At 55.6% G+C, this 24,562-nt stretch carries 17 protein-coding genes and 2 pseudogenes; 14 read left to right on the forward strand and 5 right to left on the reverse strand.

The genetic code is table 11. The features are described from left to right. Positions 1–2 precede the first annotated feature (2 nt). Positions 3–2,258: a glycoside hydrolase family 2 protein gene (locus BJF95_RS04635; protein WP_075638292.1), complete on the forward strand. Its 2,256-nt coding sequence runs from the start codon at positions 3–5 to the stop codon at positions 2,256–2,258. Positions 2,259–2,453: 195 nt separating this feature from the next. On the opposite strand, the pseudogene BJF95_RS04640 reads toward BJF95_RS04635, so the two are convergent. Together BJF95_RS04640 and BJF95_RS04645 are read right to left on the reverse strand one after the other, a co-directional pair. Then, positions 2,454–2,642 (reverse strand): annotated as a pseudogene (locus tag BJF95_RS04640) (DDE-type integrase/transposase/recombinase); the annotation flags it as partial. A 227-nt stretch (positions 2,643–2,869) separates the two neighbouring features. Beyond that, positions 2,870–3,583, reverse strand: coding sequence for a GntR family transcriptional regulator (locus tag BJF95_RS04645; protein WP_075638293.1), 714 nt, complete (start codon positions 3,581–3,583; stop codon positions 2,870–2,872). A 125-nt stretch (positions 3,584–3,708) separates the two neighbouring features. Here BJF95_RS04645 and BJF95_RS04650 point away from each other — a divergent pair, with 125 nt between their 5' ends. The 5 genes from BJF95_RS04650 (at position 3,709) to BJF95_RS04670 (ending at position 9,577) form a co-directional block, all read left to right on the forward strand. After that, positions 3,709–4,764, forward strand: coding sequence for an amidohydrolase family protein (locus tag BJF95_RS04650; protein ID WP_083638697.1), 1,056 nt, complete (start codon positions 3,709–3,711; stop codon positions 4,762–4,764). Beyond that, the gene (locus tag BJF95_RS04655; RefSeq protein ID WP_075638295.1) at positions 4,757–5,650 is read left to right on the forward strand and encodes a VOC family protein; all 894 of its coding nucleotides are present in this window, start codon (positions 4,757–4,759) and stop codon (positions 5,648–5,650) included. The genes BJF95_RS04650 and BJF95_RS04655 overlap by 8 nt, the downstream gene beginning before the upstream one ends. 28 nt (positions 5,651–5,678) lie before the next feature. Beyond that, positions 5,679–7,256, forward strand: coding sequence for a bifunctional 3-(3-hydroxy-phenyl)propionate/3-hydroxycinnamic acid hydroxylase MhpA (mhpA, locus tag BJF95_RS04660; RefSeq protein WP_083638698.1), 1,578 nt, complete (start codon positions 5,679–5,681; stop codon positions 7,254–7,256). 51 nt (positions 7,257–7,307) lie between these two features. Next, positions 7,308–8,630 (forward strand): MFS transporter, encoded by a 1,323-nt coding sequence (locus BJF95_RS04665; protein WP_075638296.1) that lies wholly within the window; start codon positions 7,308–7,310, stop codon positions 8,628–8,630. Between the two features lie 98 nt (positions 8,631–8,728). Next, positions 8,729–9,577 (forward strand): fumarylacetoacetate hydrolase family protein, encoded by an 849-nt coding sequence (locus tag BJF95_RS04670; RefSeq protein ID WP_075638297.1) that lies wholly within the window; start codon positions 8,729–8,731, stop codon positions 9,575–9,577. A gap of 120 nt (positions 9,578–9,697) precedes the next feature. On the opposite strand, the pseudogene BJF95_RS24620 reads toward BJF95_RS04670, so the two are convergent. After that, positions 9,698–9,910: pseudogene (locus BJF95_RS24620) on the reverse strand (glutathione binding-like protein); the annotation flags it as partial. 167 nt (positions 9,911–10,077) lie between these two features. Here BJF95_RS24620 and BJF95_RS04680 point away from each other — a divergent pair. Continuing rightward, the gene (locus BJF95_RS04680; protein WP_075638299.1) at positions 10,078–10,329 is read left to right on the forward strand and encodes a transposase; all 252 of its coding nucleotides are present in this window, start codon (positions 10,078–10,080) and stop codon (positions 10,327–10,329) included. A 259-nt stretch (positions 10,330–10,588) separates the two neighbouring features. On the opposite strand, the gene BJF95_RS04685 is transcribed toward BJF95_RS04680, so the two are convergent. After that, positions 10,589–13,663 carry an autotransporter domain-containing protein gene (locus tag BJF95_RS04685; protein WP_175577198.1) on the reverse strand — a complete coding sequence of 1,025 codons (3,075 nt, stop codon included), beginning with the start codon at positions 13,661–13,663 and terminating at the stop codon, positions 10,589–10,591. Between the two features lie 724 nt (positions 13,664–14,387). Between BJF95_RS04685 and BJF95_RS04690 the strand changes: the two genes are divergently transcribed. Genes BJF95_RS04690 through BJF95_RS04715 form a run of 6 tightly spaced genes read left to right on the forward strand, consistent with a single transcriptional unit; the run spans position 14,388 to position 22,010 of the window. Beyond that, positions 14,388–15,458 carry an ABC transporter ATP-binding protein gene (locus BJF95_RS04690; protein WP_075638301.1) on the forward strand — a complete coding sequence of 357 codons (1,071 nt, stop codon included), beginning with the start codon at positions 14,388–14,390 and terminating at the stop codon, positions 15,456–15,458. Positions 15,459–15,499: 41 nt separating this feature from the next. Continuing rightward, complete coding sequence (locus BJF95_RS04695) at positions 15,500–16,795, forward strand: ABC transporter substrate-binding protein (RefSeq protein ID WP_075638302.1); 1,296 nt, start codon at positions 15,500–15,502, stop codon at positions 16,793–16,795. A gap of 54 nt (positions 16,796–16,849) precedes the next feature. Next, positions 16,850–17,743 carry a carbohydrate ABC transporter permease gene (locus BJF95_RS04700; RefSeq protein ID WP_075638303.1) on the forward strand — a complete coding sequence of 298 codons (894 nt, stop codon included), beginning with the start codon at positions 16,850–16,852 and terminating at the stop codon, positions 17,741–17,743. Continuing rightward, complete coding sequence (locus BJF95_RS04705; protein ID WP_075638304.1) at positions 17,740–18,567, forward strand: carbohydrate ABC transporter permease; 828 nt, start codon at positions 17,740–17,742, stop codon at positions 18,565–18,567. Before BJF95_RS04700 ends, BJF95_RS04705 begins: the two co-directional genes overlap by 4 nt. 4 nt (positions 18,568–18,571) lie before the next feature. Then, positions 18,572–20,983: a glycosyl hydrolase family 95 catalytic domain-containing protein gene (locus tag BJF95_RS04710; RefSeq protein WP_075638305.1), complete on the forward strand. Its 2,412-nt coding sequence runs from the start codon at positions 18,572–18,574 to the stop codon at positions 20,981–20,983. Beyond that, positions 20,970–22,010, forward strand: coding sequence for a LacI family DNA-binding transcriptional regulator (locus BJF95_RS04715; RefSeq protein WP_075638306.1), 1,041 nt, complete (start codon positions 20,970–20,972; stop codon positions 22,008–22,010). Before BJF95_RS04710 ends, BJF95_RS04715 begins: the two co-directional genes overlap by 14 nt. 146 nt (positions 22,011–22,156) lie before the next feature. Here BJF95_RS04715 and BJF95_RS04720 read toward each other — a convergent pair whose 3' ends face one another. After that, complete coding sequence (locus BJF95_RS04720) at positions 22,157–23,059, reverse strand: LysR family transcriptional regulator (protein ID WP_175577200.1); 903 nt, start codon at positions 23,057–23,059, stop codon at positions 22,157–22,159. 107 nt (positions 23,060–23,166) lie between these two features. On the opposite strand from BJF95_RS04720, the gene hglS reads away from it, so the two are divergent. After that, a complete protein-coding gene (gene hglS / locus BJF95_RS04725) occupies positions 23,167–24,558 on the forward strand; it encodes a 2-oxoadipate dioxygenase/decarboxylase HglS (protein ID WP_083638694.1) in 1,392 nt (463 codons plus the stop codon). Positions 24,559–24,562: the final 4 nt, after the last annotated feature.

Here is a 24,562-nt window from a genome sequence, read left to right on the forward strand (position 1 = left end):
CCATGCGTCGTTATGAAAATTTCAATGCCAACTGGACCTTTGTGGAAGGGTTTGAACCCGCTTGGGTCAACACCCTCCAGAGCGGAGAAACCGTGCGCCTGCCGCACACCGCAGTTGAGCTGCCCTATAATTACTTTGATGAAAAGCTCTATCAAAAAGCCTTCACCTATCAGAAGGTCATTGCCTGGGAACCGGGCTTTGAGGGGCGCGAAGTTTCCATCGTGTTTGATGCCGCCATGGCGGATTCGGTGGTCACGCTGAACAGCCATGAGATTATTGCCCACAAGGATGGCTACACACCGTTTGAAGCCCGCCTCACGCCGCATTTGAAGCAAGGCGATAATCTTCTGACCGTGAAAATCGATGGCTCGGAAAACCCGGAAATCCCGCCCTTTGGCGGGCAAATTGATTATCTCACCTATGCCGGGATTTACCGCGATGTCTGGCTGAAAGTGACCGATAAGGTCTCAATCAAGAACATCAAAATTGAAACGCCAAATGCCTTGGCGGACAGCAAGGTTGTCACCGCCAAAATCATCCTCGCAAACCCCGAAACGCTGGATGCCTCCGGCTCGGTGCACGTCACCATCACCGACAAAGACGGCGCAACCATTGCGCAGGTTGAGACCCCTCTCACCGGCGCGGAAACACTGGTGACACTCACAGGCATCAAGGCAGCAATCTGGGATCTCGACAATCCGGTGCTTTACACGCTGACCGCCGAGATCAGTACCGCCAATGGCAAGGACAGTCTCTCCAGCCGCTTTGGCTTCCGCACCGCCGAATATCGCGCCGATGGTTTTTTCCTCAACGGCAAAAACATCAAGCTCCGCGGACTGAACCGCCATCAGGCATGGCCGCATCTGGGCTATGCCGTGGGGCGGCGGAGTCAGGAAAAGGACGCTGATCTTTTGAAATTCGATCTGCGCTGCAATATTGTCCGCACCTCTCACTATCCGCAATCCAAGTGGTTTCTGGATCGCTGCGATGAAATTGGCCTGCTGGTGTTTGAGGAAATTCCCGGCTGGCAGCATATTGGCGGGCTGGAATGGCAGCAGGAATCCATCAAAAACGTTCGGCGGATGATTGAGCGCGACTGGAACCACCCCTCGATCATCATCTGGGGCGTGCGCATCAATGAATCGCAGGATAGCCATGATTTTTATGCGGAAACCAACCGGCTGGCACGAGAGTTGGACAGCACCCGCCAGACCGGTGGCGTGCGCTACATCACCAACAGCGAAATGCTGGAAGACGTTTACACCATGAACGACTTCATTCTCGGCATGGAGGAAATGCCGGGCAACAATCGTGGCCGCGTGGTGATCCGCGAGCAGGCCGAAACGACCGGGCTTCAAGCCAAAGTGCCTTATATGATCACCGAATATAACGGCCATATGTATCCCACTAAGCGCTGGGATCAGGAACAGCGGCAGGCCGAACACGTCACACGCCACCTTTTAATGTTGAATGCGGTGGCAGGCGAACCCTCCATTTCTGGCTGCACCGGCTGGTGCATGTTTGATTATAACACCCATAAGGATTTCGGCTCCGGCGACCGCATCTGCTATCATGGCGTCATGGACATGTATCGCGAGCCCAAGCTTGCAGCCTCGGTTTATGCCTCGCAAGGCGATGCGGACGGCGGCGTGGTGTTACAGCCTGTGACCTTCTGGGCGCGTGGTGAGCGCAACATTGGCGGCGTACTACCACTGATCATTCTGACCAATTGCGATTATATCGAGCTGACACTGGGTGAAGCCGAAGACAAACCATTGACGAAGCGCGTTTATCCCGACCGGGATACCTATCCGCATCTGCCGCATCCGCCTGTCATTATCGATCAGCGCAGCATGACCAAGGAGGAATTTGGCAGCTGGGGCCTGACCTGGATGGGCGGCACCATCACCGGCTATCTTGATGGCAAAGCGGTCAAGACCGTTGAAATGCCAGCCGATCCGCTGCCGACAACCTTTGAGATTGCGCCGGACTCGACCGCGCTGCGCTCTGGCGAGAAAGACACCGTGCGTGTCATCATCCGCGCACTCGATCAAGGCGGCAACGTCCTGCCGTTCTTTGATGATCCGGTTTCTCTCACGCTCAGTGGCCCCGGCCGACTGATCGGGCCGGAACTCTCCAGCTTCAAGGGCGGCGTCACCGGCCTGTGGATCGAGGCGGGCGACACAGCAGGCACCATCACCCTGACCGCGACCTGCCGCCCGTTTGGCAGCCAGTCTGTCACCTTTACCGTGGAGTGAAGCAAGCCTCTGGCGCATGTCTTCCTTGCTGCGATCCGCAAAATCTGTGGTGCCCTTGACGTGATCAAGGGCATCAATTTCGAGGTCAAATCCGGTGAGTTCGTGGGTCTTGTAAACTGACCGCCTTGAACGCAACATCTGCGCGTGAAGCTGCGCGATTTGGTGCCATGCTTGCATGGCAGCTGTTCGAAGATCTCAATGGTGATTGCTTGGAATATCGTGGTGGAGAATGTGAAAAAGGTTGGTGGTCGGGTCATGGATGGAAACGAAACGCTGAAGATGTCGTGTTGACTTGAAGCGCTTCATAATCCTCTCCCGTCGTCGGACGGGCTGATGAGAGTTTTCCGCCTGATTGTTCAATCCCTTGTGAGAACGATACTCAACGCCGCACCAAAGCCGGTGTTTCCTTCCACCGATGGCGATGACAACCTCATCAAAATGCCATTTCGGCGGGAAATCGGCGGCGACGATAAAAGGGATCACGGCTAGATCTGGTCATGAAGCCAGATCCTACATTTTGATCGATGTCTGGTTAACGTTACGATGCCCTGTGCCCCTTTCATGTTCAGGGGCCGTTGACTGGCAAATTTGCCGCAGCAAGCGCATCACTTTCACTCTCGAACAACTGTCGTGTCCGTGTGCTGAAGATCGTTCTCTATAATAACGGCGGTGCGCTCATAATGTTGTTGAAGCAAGTCAACTGCTTCAGCCACATCGCGATCCAGCACAGCTTTCAGGATGCGCGTGTGCTCATCGTTGACCTTGCGTTCGCGAAAGGCCTTGCGAATGGACAGGGCGCGGTAGCGGTAAAGACGATCCGCAAGCTGTTCACAAAAGCTGATCAGTGGGCGCGAACCGCAACCGCCGATCAGCAGCGCATGAAACGCCCGGTGAAGCCGTTCCCATTGCGGGTTATCCTCGAAGTGATCGGGATGGAGCGAACGCGGCATGCGTTCCAGCCGGTGATGGGCAATGACCAAAGACTCTTCCCATTGCGGTGAGCTATTCGCCATGGATTCACGCAGTGCCAGCCCTTCCACCCAACAGCGGGTCTTGGTCAGTTCGCGCAATTCTTCCAGACTGATCGGTTTCACGAAGAAACCACGTTGTTCCTTGCCGATCACAAGATCTTCGGTGGAGAGCCGATTGAGCGCCTCCCGCAAAGGGGTTTGCCCAGCCTCATAGTGCTGCATCAGAAAGCGCAATTGCAACTTGCGCCCAGGCTCAAGTGCGGTGGAAAGAATATCCGCCTTCAGCCGCTCGTAAACATTGGTGGCAAGCGTTGCCGGGCTTTCTGCCCCTTTGTTGATAAAATCGACGTTCATGAAAATCCCGATGATCGCAGTCGCTTATTTATATACACACTCACACAACAAATAAAATTTATAAATTTCGTCTTTACGAGGCGAATTTTGTATATTACGACTCTGCTCCAGTGATGGAGGATGTGATGGCTGAAACAGGGAGAATGCCGCGCCTTTACCGGCGAGGCTGCGGATGCACGGGCATAGACGTTCACTGCCATGTGGTACCGTCCAGCTTTCCGGCCGCACCCGGTGGCAAAACATTGAAGGGCTGGCCATCAATGACAGCCGTGGTCGATTGCCATGCCACCGTGGTGATCGATGACAAGCCTTACCGCACCATCAATGATGCCTGCTGGGTGGCAGAACGCCGCATTGAAGACATGGACAAGGCTGGCATCCAGATTCAGGCGCTTTCGCCCATGCCAGAGCTGTTCGGTTATTGGATCGACGCTGATGCCGCCGATCACCTGACCCGCCATGTCAATGACGTGATTGCAGCTTTGATGAGTGAGGGTAAAGGACGTTTTGTGGGTCTCGGCGGCGTTCCACTTCAGGATATTGACCGCTCGATTGTTGAACTGCATCGCATCATGGAACTTGGCTTCCAAGGTGTTGAAATCGGCAGCAATATCAATGGCATTCCGATTGGCGATCCGCGTTTTCATCCATTTTTCGCCGAAGCCGAAAAGCTGGGTGCGGCCATTTTTGTCCACGCCGTTCGGCCTGCGGGCATGGACCGTCTGGTTGGCCCCGCTCCTTTGCAGCAGGTGCTTGCCTATCCCACCGATGTGGGTCTGGCGGCAGCATCGGTGATTACCGGCAATCTTTTGTCGCTGTTTCCGCACCTGCGCATCGCTTTCAGCCACGGCGGTGGTACGCTGGCATCGCTTCTTCCCCGGCTGGAGCAGGGATATTCCACCTTTCCGGCCCTCAAGGAGGCGCTGGTTGAACCGCCTTCCGTGCAGGCGCGCCGTCTCTATGCCGATACGCTGGTGTTTGATGCAGACACGTTGCGCCGGGTTGTCTCGGTGTTCGGCGAGGACAAGGTGATGCTGGGCACTGATTATCCCTTTAATTTTCGAGATAAAACACCCTTGGCAAGCGTTGAAGCCGCCTTTGCCGATGACGCGACACGGGAGCGTCTGACATTCGCCAATGCCCTGACGTTCATGGCTGTTGAGGAGACGACAAATGCATAATTTTCCTGTCAGCGCCCTGCGCAGCGTTGAGCTGTCCACACCTGATCTGAGCGGATCGGTTGATTTTTACACCCGGGTCTGGGGCCTGAGCGTCGCCGCTGAAACCGGCGGCAAAGTGTATCTCGCGGCCTCCGGCGATGATTTTCATGTGCTGGAATTGAAGGCGGGTGACAAGGCCGAGCTTCGCAAGGTCACGTTTCGGGCTACATCTCCAGACCATCTCACGGCGCTTTTTAAAAAATGTGAAGCCGCTGGCTGCACTGTCATGCGCCCACTTGGTCCGGCCGACGCCCCCTCTGGGGGGCAGAGGTTTGTGGTGCGTGAGCCACAAGGGTCTGTGATTGAATTCGTGCATGGTGATCTGCGCAAAGAGGGCAAAGCCATTGCCAATCAGGTGCAGCGCCTGGCGCATGTGAACATCAACAGCAGCCAGATCGAAGCGCTCTCATCCTTCTATCAGAATGTTCTGGGTTTCCAGCTCACAGATCGCTCGAAAATGATGGCTTTCCTGCGCTGCAATGATGATCACCATGCCGTGGTGCTGGCCGAAGCGCCTGTGAATGGCCTCAACCACATTGCCTTTTTGATGCCAGACCTTGAATCCGTCATGCGTGCCTCGGGTCGGGTGGTGGATCACGGCCATTCGATTGGCTGGGGCGTTGGGCGGCACGGTCCCGGCGATAATGTCTTTGCCTATTTTGTCGATCCGACCGGCGTGGTGGTGGAATACACCGCCGAGGTTTTGCAGGTGGATGACAATTACCGCTTCAAAGGCCCGGATGAATGGGTCTGGCCACCAGGCCGTACCGATCACTGGGGCATTGCTCCGCCCAAGAGCGAGGCCTGCAAAAAAGCCCAGCTTTCCATCGGCTTTACTGGTGCGTGATCCTTATCCATTGCAGAGGCATTTTTCCGTGAACACCAAACACGAAATCACAAACCGTTATGATGTGCTGATTGTCGGCTTTGGTCCGGCTGGCGCGGTTGCGGCCAGCATGTTTGGCCAGCGCGGCCATTCCACGCTGGTGATTGACCGCATGACCGGCATTTATGAAAAACCCCGCGCCATTGCCGTGGACCACGAAATTCTGCGGCATTTCGACAATATGGGCATTGCCGATGATGTTTTGCCCTTCGTGGCACCCTTCACCGCCTCTCAGCATTATGGCGCGCAAGGCCAGTTGATCCGCCGCATTGATATGGTGCCGGAACCTTACCCGCTCGGCTATACGCCCAGCATGGTCTTTACCCAGCCGCCGGTGGAACAGGTATTGCGCCGCCATGCTGCCAGCCTGGACACTGTGACCATTGAGCTTGGCACCGAATTAATAGACCTCACCGACACCGGCGATGAGGTTGTTGCCACCTTGCGCAGCAGTGATGGTACCGTGCGCAATGTGGCCGCCAAATATGCCATTGGCTGTGATGGTGCCTCCAGCACCGTGCGCCAGCTTGCCGGCATCGTGCTGGAAGATCTGGTGTTTGACGAGCCGTGGCTGGTGGTGGATGTGCAGGTCCATGACGAAGCCCTTGCAAAACTGCCGCAAACCTCAGTGCAATTTTGCAATCCAGCCCGTCCGACCAGCTTTATCATTGGCCCGAACAATCATCGCCGCTGGGAAATCATGCTGCTACCGGGCGAAGAGGGGCGCGAGATGGAAAAGCCGGAGAATGTCTGGCGGCTTCTCTCGCCATGGCTTTCACCGGACGATGGCGATTTGTGGCGCGCTGCCTCCTACCGTTTCCATGCCTTGGTGGCCGATGACTGGCGACGCGGGCGGGTGATCATTGCAGGCGATGCCGCCCATCAGCAACCACCCTTCATCGGTCAAGGCATGTGTCAGGGGCTTCGGGATGTGTCCAACCTTGTCTGGAAGCTGGACCGGGTTCTGAAAGGGCAATCTTCGGACACGCTTCTGGAAAGCTACACCGTTGAGCGCAAACGCCATGTTCGCACCTTGACCGGCAAGATCAAGGCCATCGGCCAGGTGATCTGCGAGCGCGACCCAACCGCCGCCGCCGAGCGTGATGCTCGCATTATTGCCGAGGGTGGCGGCCAGCCGCTGACGATCACCCGTCAGGAAATTGTACCGCCGATTGAGGAAGGCTTGATTGGCGCAGACGGCACACCGGGGCGTGGCCTTTTGTTTCCGCAACCAGCCATCGTCACCAATGGCGAAACGGTTCTAATGGACCGCCTGATTGGCAATGACTGGCGGTTGTTGCTCGATGGCCGGAAAATCTCCATTGAAGAGGTTCGCACGCTGGCGCAGGAAGCACACGGCATCACGGTTTGCGCCATTGTGCCTGCTGGCTCCCCCTTGGTGATTAACGGTGCTCTGGAGGAAAAGGATGGCATTCTGGCCCACTGGTTCGATCGCCATGGCGTGATCGCCGCCCTTGTTCGGCCCGACCACTACGTCTTTGCGGGAGCCGCCGACATTGCCGCCCTTCGCCAACAGTTAGACGACCTGCAAACGCGCCTCGCCTGACCGGCGCGCTCCATTCCACAATTTTCATTTCATCGGTTCTGGGAGGAAATCATGACCGAAACAACACCGGGCACTTTGAGACCTTATATGGTCCTGCTGATGCTTTTTCTGTTCCAGACGTTGAATTTTTTCGACAAATTGGTCTTTGGTCTCTCCGCCGTGCCGATGATGACAGAATTGGGAATTAGCCCCCAGCAATTCGGCCTGATTGGCAGCAGCTTCTTTCTGCTGTTTTCCATTTCCGGTGTGCTTGTCGGGCTGTTTGTGATTGGCCGCATTCCGGTGAAATGGATTTTGGTGATTCTTGCGCTCATCTGGTCGGTTTCGCAGATTCCGATTTTCTTCAGCAGTTCCATCACGGTTTTGATCGGCTGCCGCATTCTGCTGGGTCTCGGCGAAGGCCCCGGCCTGCCAACCGCGCTGCACGCCTGCCAAAACTGGTTTCATCCGCAAAGGCGCAGCGTGCCAAGCGCCATTGTGGTGCAGGGCATCAGCGTCGGCCTTTTGGCGGGCGGACCGATCCTCACCTATATCATCGTCAATCATGGCTGGCGGTCTGGCTTCCTGTTTTGCGGCGTGATTGGTCTGGTGTGGATTGCCTGCTGGTTGATGGTGGGTGGCGAAGGCCCGTATGCCAAAGAAGATCACAAGGCCGATCACAAGGCTGATCACAAGGGGGCCGTTGTCAGTGATCAAGCGCCTGTGCCCGCCCGTAATCTGTGGCTTGATCCCACCGTCATCGGCGTGATCATCATGTCCACCATGTCCTATTGGATTGTCGGCATGTCAGCCACATGGCTGCCGCCCTTCCTGCAACAGGGGCTTGGTTATTCCCAAGGCCAAACCGGCTCAATCATCTCTGCCGTCTATGTTTTCCAGTCACCGCTTCTGCTGCTTGGTTCATGGGTTGCGCAGCGCATGTTGCAAAAAGGCGTCAGCAAGCGCACCACCCTTGGCAGTGCCTCCGGCTATGCCCTTCTGATCGCGGGGTTGGCGCTGGTTGGTTCCGTCTATACCAGCGGTGCTTTGCAGCTGGCGCTGGTGGCCATTGCCTTCGCAGCCCCGAGCCTGACAACGATTTACGGGCCAATCACGCTTGGCGCTATTGCCCCCGCCGTTCAGCGTGGCCGGTTGATTGTCGTAATCTACTCCGCCAACGCCATTTCCGGCCTCGCCTCCAATGCCGTAACCGGCATGATTGTGCAGGCCGCAGGTCCCGATCATCTCACCCAAGGCTATGATAACGCCATGCTGTTTACCGCAGGCATTCTGCTGATCGGTGCTGTCTCGGCCTTTGCCCTTATTTTCCCCGAGCGCACCATCGCGCGCTTTGGCCAGATCACCCGCTTTTCCACACGAACACAGGAAGCCTAGAGTCCTTTGTTTGAGTTTGTCTTTTCGGGAAAACCGAATTCCACTTTTCCCTGACAAACTCTAAGGGCTTCCACCCCTCTCATGACAGGAGACGCATTATGAGATTATCCACAGTGTCCATTGCCGGAAAGACGACGTGGGGCGTCGTCAAGGGCGATGAATTTCTGGATGTCGGCACGGTTCTCAAAGCCCGCTATGCTGACCTCAAGGCCGCCGTAAGCGCAAATTTTGACGGCGTGACCGACGCCATTGCCTCTGCGGTGGCAACGCCATTGAGCGCCGTGACATGGTTGCCGGTCATTGGCAATCCGGACAAAATCCTCTGCGTCGGGCTGAACTATGAAACCCACCGCAAGGAAACCGGACGCACGGAAGTGGAAAATCCCACCATTTTCGCCCGCTACGCCAACAGCCAGACGGGCCATCTCCAGCCGATCATCCGGCCAAAAGTGTCCACGGACCTTGATTATGAAGGCGAGTTGGCCGTGATTATCGGCAAACCCGGACGCTATATTTCAAGGGAAGACGCGATGAGCCATGTGGCCGGCTATGCCTGCTACAATGACGGCAGTATTCGTGACTTTCAGCGCCATACCCACCAGTTCACACCGGGCAAGAATTTCCCCGACACGGGTGCCTTCGGGCCTTGGATGATGACACCGGACGAAATCGGACCGCTGGATGATCTGCGCCTGCAAACGCGCCTGAACGGCACTGTGGTGCAGGACGCTACTTTTGGCCAGATGATTTTCGACATCGCCCGCCAGATCGAATATTGCTCCAGCTTCACTCGGCTCGAAGCCGGAGACGTTATCGTCAGCGGCACTCCCGGCGGCGTTGGTGCCAAGCGCACTCCACCCCTATGGATGAAGCCCGGCGATGTTGTTGAAGTAGAAATCGACAAGCTCGGAATCCTGCGCAATCCGATTGTGGATGAGGCCGCTTAACGCTGGCCCTGCGCTTTCCGTCCGTTACGAGTTCGGGTTTCAGTCTTTGACTGAAACCCGATGAAACCCAAGAATACAGTGCAGAAAGGTTCGCTATAATATGACCACGCCGTGGTTTTTTCAAACACACGGCGCGGCCAAAACGAACCTGATCGAGAGTCTGTCTGGTTTAATATGAGCCTGACAGACTCTAGACAAACATGTTTCGAGCCATCGCGCCATTGCAGGCCAAGATGAAATGTCGATACCGGCGATTGGAATGAGATGCATGACTGCGGCGACATTGAGATCAGCCACGGTAAAACGCTCGCCAAGCATAAACTGCCTGTCCTGAAGATGCCCGTCTTGAAGATGTTTGTCCTAAAGATGCTTGTCCAGCTCGCTCAATGGGCGCGAAAATTTACGAAGAGCGATGTCCAATTCTTCAGAGCTTTCAACGCGGGGCTGGAAAAGATGGAGAATGGCCGACGTATAATGAGAACCTGAGACGGTGCAGTGATATGACGGTCTGGGTGAGCGATGCGCCTCTTTCTGAGTGGTCGGCGTCGCTGAGGGCGTCGCGTGGTGGTCAGCCGAAATATTCAAGCATGGCAATTGCCATGTGTCTCGACGTGCGTACTGTTTACGATCTGCCTTTGCGCCAAACCCAGGGCCTGATGCGCAGTATCGCGGCGCTGATGGGCGTTGAAATAGCCGTTCCAGCTTTCTCGGCCCTGTCGCGCCGGGATAGAGGTTGGTATTGCCCTCAATGAGGCCAGGAACCAGAGCATCGGGGCCGGTTCATCTGGTGGAGGACAGCACCGGCTTGAGAGTCTTTGGTGCGGGTGCGTGGCTGCAAAACAAACGCAAAATCAAGGTGTGACGATGCCACAGAGCTATCAGCTTCGCGGCTTAACAAGCTGGCATACTGCAAACCTTTTATTGAAGACCCCAACTTGCGAAAAGTTGGGATCGTTCGTTGTCACGGTCTATCGGTAGCGCGCATCTTTTCGGACCGGCTTCATGCTGCCATTACCAGCTATATTTGAGCGAAGCCTTTGCGCCGATGGCTGTCGAGGCCGAGGAGAAGGAACCCTTTAGTTCGCCCGAAAGTGACAGGCCACTCTTCGAGGCAAAGGTCAAGCCAAGGCGCAGGTCTGCGCTGTCCTCAGCGGCGCGAGGTCCGGACATTGTAAAAGCATTCGCCGGGATAGCGGCAAGAGATGCTGTCATGTCACGGGCTGGTTTGAACTCGTGCACATAGGCGGCGGAGGCCGTAGGTGCAACAGTCCAAGAATCGTCAAGGCTGAAACTTCCCGATGTGCGCAATCCGACCGAGACTGGCAGAGAAATTGTTGTCCTGTCGGCAAAGCTCAGAACAAAGGCGCTGGAGGGCGCAGAGCTGCGCTCCGAATAGCCGTTCGTCCGATAGGACGCATATTCGACTGCGGCAAACGGCGTCAAGGTGAGGTTGCGTTCCACGTCGAAAGAATGTCCACCTTCGACACGCGTGCGCCATTCGCTGGAGGCAAAGGATGCCGAGAGATGTTCCGAGCCCAAAAGCCCGAAGCCTTCGACGCCACGTGACGTGTCGTTGTCGAAGTGGCTGAAGGTCTCAGACAAGGTGATATAGGATCGATCAAACCGCAGCGACGAATAAGCAGCGATATGCAGACCCGTTGCATCACCCGAGGCACCGACTCCATCCGCATGGGAACGAGACGACGTTTCGCCCACAGCCGCACCGATCAGCACATTGGGAGAAACCTGATAATCGATGCCGCCAAGCCCTCCACCGAAAGAGCCGTTCGCATGGGGTGCTCCCGAGGTATCGTCGGCGTAACGATTGACGCCGCCCCCGAGGGCCGAGATCCAGGCGCGACCGGTCGGCGCAAGGGTGGATTGGCCCTGTGAAGCTTTCACAATCGAGGGAAATGGATCGGTTTTCTTTGTCTCCTCGGCATAGCCGAGCACGGGGGTGACCGGTGCTGCATCGCGATCCTCATCGGTTGCGACCCAATTTGCTGAATTGTCGCTGGCAAGCGCGGAGATGGTTGAAGTCGTATTGATATTGCTGGTAACCTCTGCGCCAGAACCTGCCCCGGATATCATCGCCAGTGCCGCTTGGGATTGTTGCGCCGTCAATTGGTTGAAGGCTGACAGCAGCAGTGCCCCATTTGGGCTGGTTGCGCCACGGGATGCCGCATCAAGTGCAAGGCCGACAGCACGCTGATTTCCGTTTGTGCCAAAGGTTGAATAGGACACGTCATTGCGATTGAGGTTCAGATAGGCATTTTTGGCGTCATAGCTCAGGTAGGGCGTCAAAAAGGCCAGATTGGTCAAAGCCTGGTCAAAGCGCCCTGACAGGCTGTTGCCGGTCACAATGGTATAGCGGGTCGCGCGATCGAACACGCCGTTGCCAGCGGCCACGGAGACCGTGCCACCCCCGAGTGTGACCGCCCCCGTTGCCACCACGCGGTCGTTGGCTGCAGACATGGCGCGAATGGACAGAGTTGAACCTGAGGCCATCGAAAGCGTACCATTGACCGTCATGGTTCCAACAGCGGTGGTTGCTCCCGGTGCAAGCGTACCGCCGGAGGCGACCGTCACAGTTCCGACCTTGCCTGTACCGGCCAGCATTCCGCCGGCGTTGACGGTTGTCGCAGAGGTCATGGAGCCCGCAATTTCCAATTTGCCACCATTGATGGTCGTTGGGCCGGCATAGGTGTCGTTGCCGGTCAGCGTCAGATGACCAGTGCCGTTCAGCGTTAGGCCACCTGCACCGGAAATGTCGTTTTTCCAGCTGTCCGCGGCATTATACCCCCCCTTGGACGCATTCATCGTAATGGAAACGTCATGTGTAAAGGCCCCATAACCATCGGCGGCGGCATAGAGGTTCAAACGATCATAACCGGCAAATTGCGGATCCGTTACACCATCCATCGGCCCTCCGGAGGCAATTTCGGTCGAAGCCAGCACGTCACGCCGCTGGGTGGCATTCAGATATGGAAACCGTGTTGCCAGAAGGACTTCGGCACCCGTTGGGACGACCGGCGCGAGATGTGTTGAACCAACGGCGGGAAGGCCGTAGGTGAGGCGAAAGGTGAAATCCGCCTTGTTTTGCGCCGCATTGCCGAAGCGATAGGTTGGGTCGGCATTATCCGCCTCAATGCAGTTGCTGATTGCTCCTCCGCATTCGCTGGCAAGGGCAGCGCGCAGTTGCCCAGTTGCCGACGTTGCAAGGCCAGCAAAATCCGAAACCGGCGCACCACTCGATACTCCCGATAAACCGAGGACTTCCGGGTTGTTATTGAGCAGCGTGACGAGTTCATAAAGTCCGCTGATACGCCCGGCGATAACATCGATCGGTGAGTGCAGACCCAGAACGATACGGGCATTGGCGAGTTCCGAGCCGCGGGTAATCATTTCCTGGAAGCGCTCAGGCACCATGATTCCCATCAAGGTCGATGTTGCGACAGCGTAGCGTGTGTGGCCACTTGGGAAGGATGGGCTCTTGTAGGCATCAGCCCACAGTTTCTGGCTTGTCATCGGATTGCCATAATAATCGACGCCGCTGAATGCCTTGTAGCTGTTGGGAGCGTCAATAAAAGGCCTTGAATTACCATTGGGACTTGGATTGGCAGGATTGTAGAACTTGTCATAGAGATCGAAAACGCCGCCATACGGCAAAGAAACGTCTGTGATAGGCTTGCCACCACGGGTTCCTGTTGCGAAGAAGCTCTTGGTATCGGCCACCAGACCATAATTATACTCAAACAGATTCCTCATATCTGTTGAGAAATACCCCGAACTGCCGTCTCTATTGTCCGGGTTCAGCTTTTTGTAGGCAGCGCCAAGCCGCGTTCCGAGCCCATCGGCAAGATTTGTGCCGTTGGAATAGGGTGTCGCGTCATAAATCGCCTGCTGTGCTTGCGCCTGGCTCACAGCATTGTTGATGGCGATGCCAGTTTGCAAATTTGCCGTTAGCGCTGCCCTCCCTTCGGCTGTGTTGCCCAGCACCGAAAATTGCTCAAGGACCCGAAGTTGATTGCTATACCATAGCGGCGTCGGCGCTGACTGTGCGTGAGCCTTAGGCGAAACAAGCATTGTTGTCGCCAAAAGCGAAAAATGAAGTATAGATTTAAATGAAAATTCATATTTCATTTAAAAAACTCCATTTTCTAAATCGCATTTCATTATTATTAATAATATTTCATTTTTATAATTTATATTTCCACTCATTGCAATCAGCTCCTTTGGTAATGATTCAAGTTTGCTGATTGCATTTCGATATAAAGGATTTGTGACGTGATTTTTTTAAAATTTATGAAGAATAACTATCTATGTATATTTATGCGTGTAAAAAATTTATTTTTTTACTTGTAAATCGGCGCGGTAGACATCTTCTGGATGAGCGCGTTCGACTGCTCCAGCCCCCTCGCTTTCGGGGTAACCTCAATCAGGCTATGGAAAATCAGCCAATTGGGTGCTTTTCAGTCAATGGCATGATGCCTCATTCCGCTCCGAGATGTGATGCATAAATATCACGTGTCGTTTTTTGTTGATATCGATGACATTTTTTTGCCAGCAGGAACAAAAGGCGTTGGTGCCAATTTTCGTTCTGGTTGAATTGATACGCATGAGCACATCAATTATCATGCAGAATGGCGCTCTGTGAGGTTCTCATCGGCAGGGTTTGGCGGCACCAGAGCCTTTAATTGCCGCTTGTCTGCCTCAAGATTTGAAATCATGAAATATCATAATTACTTTCTTAGTTGACATCGATATCATTTTAATTCTTACTAAAGATGGAGTAAGAGGAGGCAATGCGGTGGGAGAATTCGTTCGCCTTCACGGCGTGAGTAAACGTTTCGGGAATATTCACACAGCGGTCAATTCCGTTGACCTCTGTGTCAAAAAAGGTGAGTTTATTGCTCTGCTGGGCCCGTCCGGCTGCGGCAAGACCACGCTCTTGCGTATGATCGCAGGCCTGGAGCCAATTTCAGCTGGAAGCCTCGTCATAGATGGCGAAGCAATGCAGGATAAGCATCCGCGTGATCGTGACATTGCCATGGTCTTTCAAAATTATGCGCTCTATCCGCACATGACTGTTCGGGCCAATCTTGAATATCCACTGAAGCTGCGCGGTATTGGGCGCGAGGCAAGGGCCAAACGGGCCGACGAGATCGCCGCGCTTCTTGAACTTGGCACCCTTCTGGAGCGAAAGCCTGCCGCCTTGTCGGGTGGTCAGCGCCAGCGCGTTGCCATGGGACGCGCATTGATGCGCAATCCGAAAATCTTTCTGATGGACGAGCCTTTGTCCAATCTCGATGCCCGGCTGCGCATGCATATGCGCGTTGAAATCGCCGGTCTACAGCGGCGACTGGGAATCACCACTCTCTATGTCACCCACGACCAGATCGAGGCGATGACAATGGCCGACCGGGTGGTGATCATGAACGCCGGGCGGGTTCAACAGATCGGGCCGCCGCAGGAGGTCTATGATCGACCGGCCAATCTCTTCGTTGCCACATTCATCGGCGCACCGCCGATGAATGTGTTCAGGGCCGTTGATCTGCCTGCCTCAGTCTGCTCGTTACGGCCGGATGTTGTCCATGTTGGCGTGCGGCCAGAAGATATTGTTTTCGATGCCGAAGGCGATAGGCCAGGGTTCCAGTTCGATTGCACAGTTTCGCTCGTCGAAACCCTTGGCGCAGATTCCATCCTTCACCTGAGAGCTTCGACAGGACATGGTGAGCCAGAATTGTCGATCATCGCGAGAAAGCGCGACAACGCGCGCGCGCTTGAAGGGCAACGCCTTGGGATCTGGCTACCGTTGTCTCGCATACACCTGTTTGATCAATCGGGATCGCGTATAGAGCCCGCGCTGCAAGAACCATAAGAGGTTCCATAGGCGCCATGCACTTTTGGGGAGGAAACATCGTGCATATCAGAAAACTTGCAGCCTTCACGCTTTCACTCGCCGCCTCATGCGCCTCTTGGGCGGTTGCGGCAGATAAGACGGTGATCAACGTATGGACATGGGCACCGCCTGCGCCGGTTGTTGACAAGATGGTTTCAGCCTTCGAGAAGGCGAACCCGAATATAGACGTCAAGCTGACGTTCCTGGAATCGACTGCCTATCAGAAGCGCCTGCCGCTGGCACTATCCTCGGGTGATCCGGTAGATGTTGCGGCAGTACAGACGAGCAGCATGGTCGCGCAGGTCAAGGATTATCTCGAGCCGCTGCCTGAGCTTTACAACCAATATGGCTCGGCTCCGATCGATAGGCAATTGACGGCCAAGACGATTGATCAGGCAAAGCGTCTGTCTGGAGATGGAAAGTTGTACATCGCGCCGATGGGTACGCTTGGATCGGTCGTCGCCTACTACAACCTCGATCTGATGAAGGAACTTGGCTTGACGGTTCCCAAGGACCGGGCCGAGCTGGCGGCCTTCGTCAAGACAGTCAAGGAAAAGCGGCCCGATCTCGTCCCGGTGGCCTTCACCGGCGCGAACTGGTTCCTTGACGAGATCTGCGACACCATCATCGAGCAAGGCTCGCAAGGTTGGTTCAATAAGCTGCGCTACAACAAAGGCGGCAGATTCGACTCGACTGAAGCCAAAGCCGGTTTTGATGCGACAGTGAGCCTTTTCAAGGATGGCATTTTCGGCAAAGACATGCTCGATCTGGATTACGGTCGGTCCGTGGAACTCTTCCAGCAAGGCAAGGCAGTGATGTTCCTTCAGGGCACGTGGGAAATGGGCACTCTATCCGCCCCCTTCCGCAAGGCAAACGGCGTAAAACTCGACAATGTCACCGTATCGCCGCTGCCGGTCATGCTGGAAGGTGGCAAACCTGCCATTCGCAGCTTCATCGAAGTCGGACTCGCCGTGCCGAAGAATTCCAAGCACAAGGCCGAGGCGATAAAGTTCCTTCAGTTCATGACATCAGGCGAAGGCGTATCACAGTGGGACGACACCTTGTTCGTGGTGCCATCCAAGCAGGCTTATGTGCTGCCGAAGAGCATTTTCTCGAATGATCAGACCGCCAAGGATTATAGTGTCGTGGCCGATCTGCTGCTCAATGCTTCGAGCGACCGGAACAATGTCTCGGATTTCTCGAATGTCGTCGGAGATGCGCTGATCAAGTCAATCACATCAGGCACACCGTCTCAAGAACAGCTGAAATATTTACAGGGTGAATGGGAAAGCGGACGCTATTCAAACGCCATGTGATGCCAGATGCCCCGACGCCGCCACTGGCAAGGGGCAATTTTTCCGAGGACCATCATGTCTAAGCAGAAGTCGATCATACACAGGCTTCGACCTCTTGAAGCTGTGTTGTTTTTTGGCCCGCTCGCACTTGTCTTTGCGGTCTACTACGTGTTCTCTACAGGTTTTCTGCTTTATACCAGCTTGCAGCGGATCTCGTTGGCGCTTGTCAATGGCAAGTGGGTCGGTATGCAGAACTTCGAGCTTCTGTTGAGCGATCCGCGCTTTCTGAAGGCCTTTCTCAACAATATCATCTTTGCCTGCGTCAGCGTGGGCGCGGCCTTGACCATCGGCTTTTTCATCGCCGTAACGCTTTCAGCGACTTGGCGGGCGAGAACCCTGCTGTATACGATCTTCCTGTTACCGGCGCTGATGCCCCTGTCTCTGGTTGCCTCGGTCTTCCGCACCATCCTGGAAACCCGTTTCGGCTTGGTCAACGTGCTCCTGTCCGATATCGGACTGGGCTGGATGGCGCAGAACTGGCTGATCGACCCGACACTCGCCTATGGTGTTGTCATCATCCTTTTCGTTTACATTATTGGCCTGCCGGTGCTCTACTACACGGCAAATCTCAGCACGATCAACACGTCGCTGATTGAATCAGCTGTCATTGATGGTGCGGGTACGTGGCGTCTCTTCGTGGAAATCCTGTTTCCCATCATGAAGGGAACCCACAGGACGATCATCGTCTCAACCATGCTCACCAGCTTTCGCGCCTTCGATATCGTGTTTTTCTCCACGGGTGGTGGGCCAGCCGGAGCGACTGAGATCACCGGCACCTATGTCTACACCTTCTCCACGTCCGGCGCGAACGTCGGATATGGCTCGGCAGCGGCGGTCGCCACGCTTTTGATCACGCTGATCCTGTCTGGCCTGCATTCGCAGTTTTCACGCAAGGATCAGCACCAATGAACGCAAGCCATGACATGCTCTATCGCCGCCGCCATGAAAAGTTTGCAATGACAGCCTTTCTTGTCGTGTTGGCAATACTCTGGGCACTGCCCCTCATCGCTGCGGTTTCACGCGGCTTCGCGTTCAATGGTTTGCAAAACTTCATCGACGTGCTGACACAGGATATCGGTGGCGTGTCGCTGTTGCGCACATACATGAACTCCTTTGCCATAGCCTTGATGCATGCTCTTGTGGTCGTCACCATTTCGGCACTGGCCGGCTACGGGTTTACCTTCTTTGAGTTCCGCGGTCGTGAATTTCTATACCAATGCGTTCTCATCTTCATGGCTGTGCCGCTGACCTCCATTCTGATCCCGTTGTTTTTCATTACGAGGGAAGCCAACCTGCGCGATACGCTGATTGGCGTGGCGCTGCCGGAAGCAGCCATGACCTTGCCGTTTGGCGTGCTGCTGGTGCGAAACTACGCCGAAAGTCTTCCGCGCACGCTGATCGAAGCGGCGCTGATGGACGGAGCTTCACATTTCCGCGTCTTCGTGGACATCTTCGTGCCGCTCAGCAAGCCCGCATTGGTCAATCTGGGTGCCTTGTCGATCATGTGGTCGTTGCAAGATTTTTTGCTACCCTCGCTCTTCCTCTCCGATGTCCACCAAACCACAGCAGCCCAGGCCGTACTGCGGTTCAAGGAGGTTCTTGGGGCAACCCCAACCGGCATCGGGCGCTACAATGCAAGCCTGGTGATGCTTGCTGTTCCTGCCCTTCTGGTCGTGCTGTTCGGTCTGCGTTTCATCACGCAAGGGTTGACCACGGGCGGCGTCAAGGAGTGAATGGATGCAGAGCGAAATCAAGCTTTCCAACCATCGGCGATCCCTCGACGATGAGTTTCACATATTGCGGTATAATGCGCCGGGGCGCAATTTCAACGAGGCTCTGCCCCTGGGCAACGGTCGGCTCGGCGCGATGATCAGCGGCGGTACGGGTGAGGATGTCATTTGCCTTAACGATGACAGGTTCTGGGCAGGGCGCGAAGCCCCAGCTCCAGCGGTCATGGGTCCTGTCGTCCTGGCCGAGGTGCGTCGCCGCCTGTTTGACAACGATGTTGCGGGTGCCGAAGCGCTGGTGGAGCAGAAGCTCCTGACCGACTTCAACCAGCCCTATCTTCCTGCCGCAGATCTCACAATCGATTGGAAACATCAGACGGTCTGCGATTATGCCCGCCGGCTTGATCTGCGCACCGCCGTGGCTGAGGTCGAGTATCGTGCGGCGCATCTCGGCCAGGTCCACCGTCGCGCGTTTTCCTCGTTCGCGGATCAGGTTTTCGTGCTGCGGGCCGAATTCGAGGCTCCCGATATGGCGGCGACCGCTCTTTCGCTATCGTCCAAGACGCGCCATACGCAACAGCAGATCGGTCGTGACCTCATCGTCGTCGCCGATGCGCCTTCGATGGTCGACTGGCCCGGGGTCGACGACCGTGTCCGCTGCAGTGAAAACATCTTCTATGAAGAGGAGCCGCCTTTGCGGTGTCTTACCGCCGTGCGCGTGGTTCAAGGAGACCTGCGTACGGACGATTACGGTTTGGCTGTGACTGGCGATTTCTCACTGCTGGTTGCGACCGCCGTCGGCAACGACGTCGAGGCCCTCGTGCTGGATTGCCAAAAAAGGCTTGAAAGTGCAGAACAAAAGGGCTTCCCGGCGCTTTTGGAACGGCATATCGATGCCCATAGGGCACTGTATGATCGGGCATCTCTCAAGCTTGAAAGCGATCCGGAGCGCGCCAGACTGCCAACCGACGAGCGATTGCGCCGCAAGACCGATGGAGACCACGATCCGGGGTTGGAAGCCCTGCTCTTCAACTATGGGCGCTACCTGATGATTTCCGCCAGCCGGCCCGGTGCGCGCGCGATCAACCTGCAAGGCATTTGGAACGACCGCGTGCAGCCGCCCTGGTGGTCGAACTACACGATCAATATCAATCTTCAGATGAATTACTGGCCGGCTGAACCTTGCAATCTGGCGGAATGTCACTTGCCGCTTTTTGATTTCATTACAAATCTCAGCATTGCCGGACAGCGCACCGCTACCATACACTATGGCATGCACGGCTGGGTGGCGCATCACCAGGTGGATGGGCGCTACCAGACCACGCCAATCGGCGCATTGAACGGGCGGGCCTATGACTTTCCCATCCGCTACGGGATGTGGAACATGGGCGGGGCATGGCTATGCCAGCATTTCTGGCAGCATTATCTGTATGGTGCCGACGAGCAGTTTCTACGCGATACCGCCTGGCCAGTCCTGCGTAGCGCTGCAGAATTCTACCTCGACTGGGTCATCGCATTGCCCGACGGCAGCTTGACAACAGCGCCATCGACATCGCCCGAAAACAGCTATTTCCTGGCCGACGGACGGCGACATGCGCTGAGCATTGGTGCAACAATGGATATCGCGATCCTGAGAGAATTTTTCTCAACGATCGTACAAGCGGCAGCTGTGCTGGGTCTGTCACAAGACCCGGTTACGGTGGCAGCCGCAGCCGCCCTACCGAGATTGCCAGCCTACGGCATCGCCAAAGACGGGCAGCTTCTCGAATGGCGCGAAGACTTGCCACAGGCAGAACATCCACATCGCCATGTATCGCATCTTTACGGTGTCTTTCCCGGCAGCGAGATTTCTCCTGAGAAAACGCCACAGTTGGCCGATGCCGCCGCAAGAGTGCTTGAGGAGCGAGGCGATACCGGCACAGGCTGGTCGTTTGCGTGGAAAATTGCTCTCTGGGCGCGGTTGGGCCGGGCCGATATGGCGTACAGAAATATTGGCCACCTCTTCAACTCCGTCGATCCTGCGATCGAGTTGCAGGCCGATATGGGCGGTGGCCTTTATCCAAACCTTCTCACCGCGTGCCCACCATTCAACATCGACGCAAACTTTGGTTATACCGGGGCTGTCGTTGAAATGCTGGTGCAAAGCCAATCTGACGAAATCGTTCTGTTGCCCGCCCTGCCACCAGCTTGGAAAGCTGGTGAGATTCGTGGTTTAAGATGCCGTGGGCAGATTGAGATCGACATGCAATGGCATAACGGCGTGCTTGAAGAGTTGCGCATTAGAAGTGAAATCGGGCAAACTCGTCAGTTCAGGCTGCAAGGTGAATTGCTCCTGTTGAGCCTTAAGGCTAACGAAGAGACGCATATTGTCAGGGCTTCAGACGGCCGCGTGAAGGAGAAAGATACTGATGCCAAAGGCTGAGTCCGGTCTAAAGCCGGAGCGGCAACGTAAGCCGACGATCCACGATGTGGCGCATACGGCAGATGTCGCGGTTGGAACGGTCTCACGTTTCCTCAACGGCAGGCCAATCCGCATGTCTAGCCAGACCCGCATCGAAACTGCCATTGAAGAGTTGGGATTTGTCAAGAATGTTGCGGCGGCGACCATCCGCAAAGAGGCAAGCCGCATGATTGGCTTTTTAGTGTCCTCATATGATGAGTTGCAGATCACCATTCTGGCGGGGTTAACGGCTCGGATGCAATCGCGTGGGCGTACCGTCTTGCCACTCACCCATGATGGTAGTTCTGAAACCATGGTCCAAGCACTCAAATTTTTTGAGGAGCACCGCATTGAGGCACTGGTCGCCTCAGGCGATTTTACCGCCATGCAGGGGTCTCCGCTTCTAAAGGGCCTCGATACGCATATCATTCTCTTCAACAACGACATACCGGAACTCGCCTGTGACAGAGTCCTGTTCAATGATGCCATTGGCATGCAAAAGGCAGTCGATCACTTGCTAGGCCTTGGTCATACCCGAATTGGTTTAATCGCTGGTCGGCCAGACCATAGCTCCGGCGAAGGCCGACTTGAGGGCTATATGCGCGCCATGCGCGACGGACCCGGCGTCGATGAAACACTTGTCGTTGGCCATGAATGGTCCCGCCAGACCGGCTATTTCGCTGGCATGGAGTTGCTGGATGGAGAGGATCCTCCAACGGCAATCGTCTGCGCCTCCTATCTCAGTGCCCTCGGTCTGCTCGATCTGGTGCGCGAACGCGGTATTGTTGTACCTCGTGAGCTCTCGATAATCAGTTTCGGAGATTGCGATACGTTTGGGCTGGTTGGCCCTGGTATCGATGCGCTCAGCATGCCAGCGAAGCGGATCGTCGATCACATCGACCACCTTTATGTGAATCGCGCAAAGCTCCGCAGCCCAACGCGCGCCTTCGTTGACGTGGAACTGATCATCCGTGGTTCATCTGCACCACCAATCCAGCGATCCGGTTGAACATTTTGATAGGTTGGAAAGCCCGTTCGTGCAGTAGGCCTCGGTAAAGCGCATCAGGATAGCGGGATTGACATAGGTGCCGGCGGACAGAATGATTTCACCAGCGACCCTTTCATGACCGGTTTCCAGCCGAATACCTGTCGCATCTAGCCCGTGACCAGTTCAGTCAGGAGCCATGTCTCGAAATCCTTTGCGATGGGTTGCGTTTGCTTGGTGTCAGGCCGCACGATATAATAAGCGTTCTCAGTGGAAATCGGCAGATCAGCGACGAGCGCCAGTGTGCCGGATGCAAGTTCCTCTTCGATCAGGTAGGTCGGCAGCAGCGCCACTCCAAGTCCCGCTATTGCTGCAGATGTCAGCATTGAGAACTGGTCGAAACGCAAACCTTCAAAAGCGTGCGGCAGAACAATTTTATGGTGTAGCGACCAATCGGACCACAGTTTCGGGCGGGTGTTGAGGTGCAAAAGCGGAGCGCGCTCAAACACATCCAGTGCTGGTTGCGTTGCGTAATTTTTCAAGTGTCCAGGGCTTGCTACTGGCACCACGGTTTCATTGCAAAGGAAACTGCATGTTGCATTAGCCCAAGCGGGTTGTCCGAAATGGATTGCGAGGTCGAAATTTTCCTCAGCGAAGCTAAAAGGGCTCGAACGCGATTCAATCGACAGCGCGACATCGGCGTGGCTGTGCAAAAAACGGCCAAGCCTTGGCACCAGCCATTTTGCGCCAAAGGTTGGAAGGGTGGCAATACGCAGGTTTGCGTTCATGCGCCCCGTCGCGACAGCGCCAATCATCAGTCGTTCCGACTGTATGAGCAGCTGCTTCACCTCAGGCAAAAGCCGCTGGCCTGCTTCTGATAGGACCACCCGCTGGCGTATCCGCTCAAACAGCTTGAGGCCCGTCTGAGTTTCCAACTCAGCGACTTGTCGGCTTATTGCACTTTGCGTCAGATGCAGCTCTTCAGCGGCTCTTGAAAAATTTTGGTGGCGTGCGGCGCATTCAAACGCTTGCAGATTGACGAAATCGGGGATCAGGCTTCGGCGCATAGTTATTCCGTTTCCGCATCAACTTAGCTAAATTCTTCACAACATAAGCCAGTTGATCTCGACTATAGTGCGTGTTTAGAATGATATTGCATGATTTCGAGAAAGTAACCACCATGTCGAACAAGATTTCTCCCGATGACATTCGCGCCCGGTTTTCCAGCGCTATGTCTGCAATGTATCGTGATGAAGTGCCTGCCTATGGCACGCTCATGGAGCTCGTGGCGAGGATCAATGATGAAACACTGGCCGAACAGCCGCAGCTGAAGGCAAGACTCGATGCCACCGACACGCTGGAGCGTATCTCCGAAGAGCGCCACGGGGCTATCCGTTTGGGAACGGCCGAAGAACTGGCCATGATGCGCCGCATCTTTGCTGTCATGGGCATGTATCCGGTTGGCTATTATGATCTGTCCGAGGCGGGCGTGCCTGTGCATTCCACTGCCTTTCGCCCCGTTGGCGAGGCGGCGTTGAAGCGCAATCCCTTCCGGGTCTTTACCTCGCTGCTGCGTCTTGATCTCATTGCAGATGAAGCACTTCGGACTGAAGCTGCCGCTATTCTTGCTCACCGCCAGATCTTTACAGACGGCGCGATTGCGCTGGCCGAAAAGGCAGAGGCAGACGATGGATTGCAAGAACAGGACGCCGCCCGCTTCGTTTCGGAAGTGTTGGAAACCTTCCGTTGGCACGACAAGGCGAATGTTGAGCTTTCGATGTATCATCGCCTGCATGACGCGCATCGGCTGATTGCCGATGTGGTGTCGTTCAAGGGTCCGCATATCAACCATTTGACACCCCGCACGCTCGACATCGATAAAGTGCAGGCGAAGATGCCCGATTACGGCATTGCGCCAAAGGCCGTGGTTGAAGGCCCGCCGACGCGCAAATGTCCGATCCTGTTGCGCCAGACCTCGTTCAAGGCGCTGGAGGAGCGGGTCTCCTTCAAGGATGGCCAGGGCGGCTGGCAAACGGGCACCCACACGGCCCGTTTCGGCGAGATCGAGCAGCGCGGTGTGGCGCTGACGCCGAAGGGCCGAGCGCTTTATGACACGCTGCTGAATGATACGCGCAAGATCGTGCGGCCTGCCGCCGATGGCTCCAATGCGGATGCCTATGAAGCGGCGCTTTTGGATGTGTTCCAGGCCTTCCCGGATGATTGGGCCGCAATCCGCGCAGAAGGGCTTGGCTATTTCAGCTACTACCTGACAGACAAGGCATCAAAAGACTTACCAGCCTCGCTTGATGCGGAACAGCTTATTGCAGACGGCTATATCGGCTTTGATCCAATTGTTTACGAAGACTTTCTGCCAGTCAGTGCGGCTGGTATCTTCCAATCCAATCTGGGTGATGGCGCACAGCAGGATTTTGTCGCAAGCCCCAATCAACAGCGCTTCGAGACCGATCTCGGCGCGAAGGTGCTAAACGAATTTGATCACTATGCTGGCATTGAACAGGCATCGCTGGATGCCTGCCTTGCCGCCTTTTCCCGGCAGACCGCCGCCGAATAACGGA

This window comes from Rhizobium oryziradicis, assembly GCF_001939045.1.
Lineage (GTDB): Bacteria > Pseudomonadota > Alphaproteobacteria > Rhizobiales > Rhizobiaceae > Allorhizobium > Allorhizobium oryziradicis.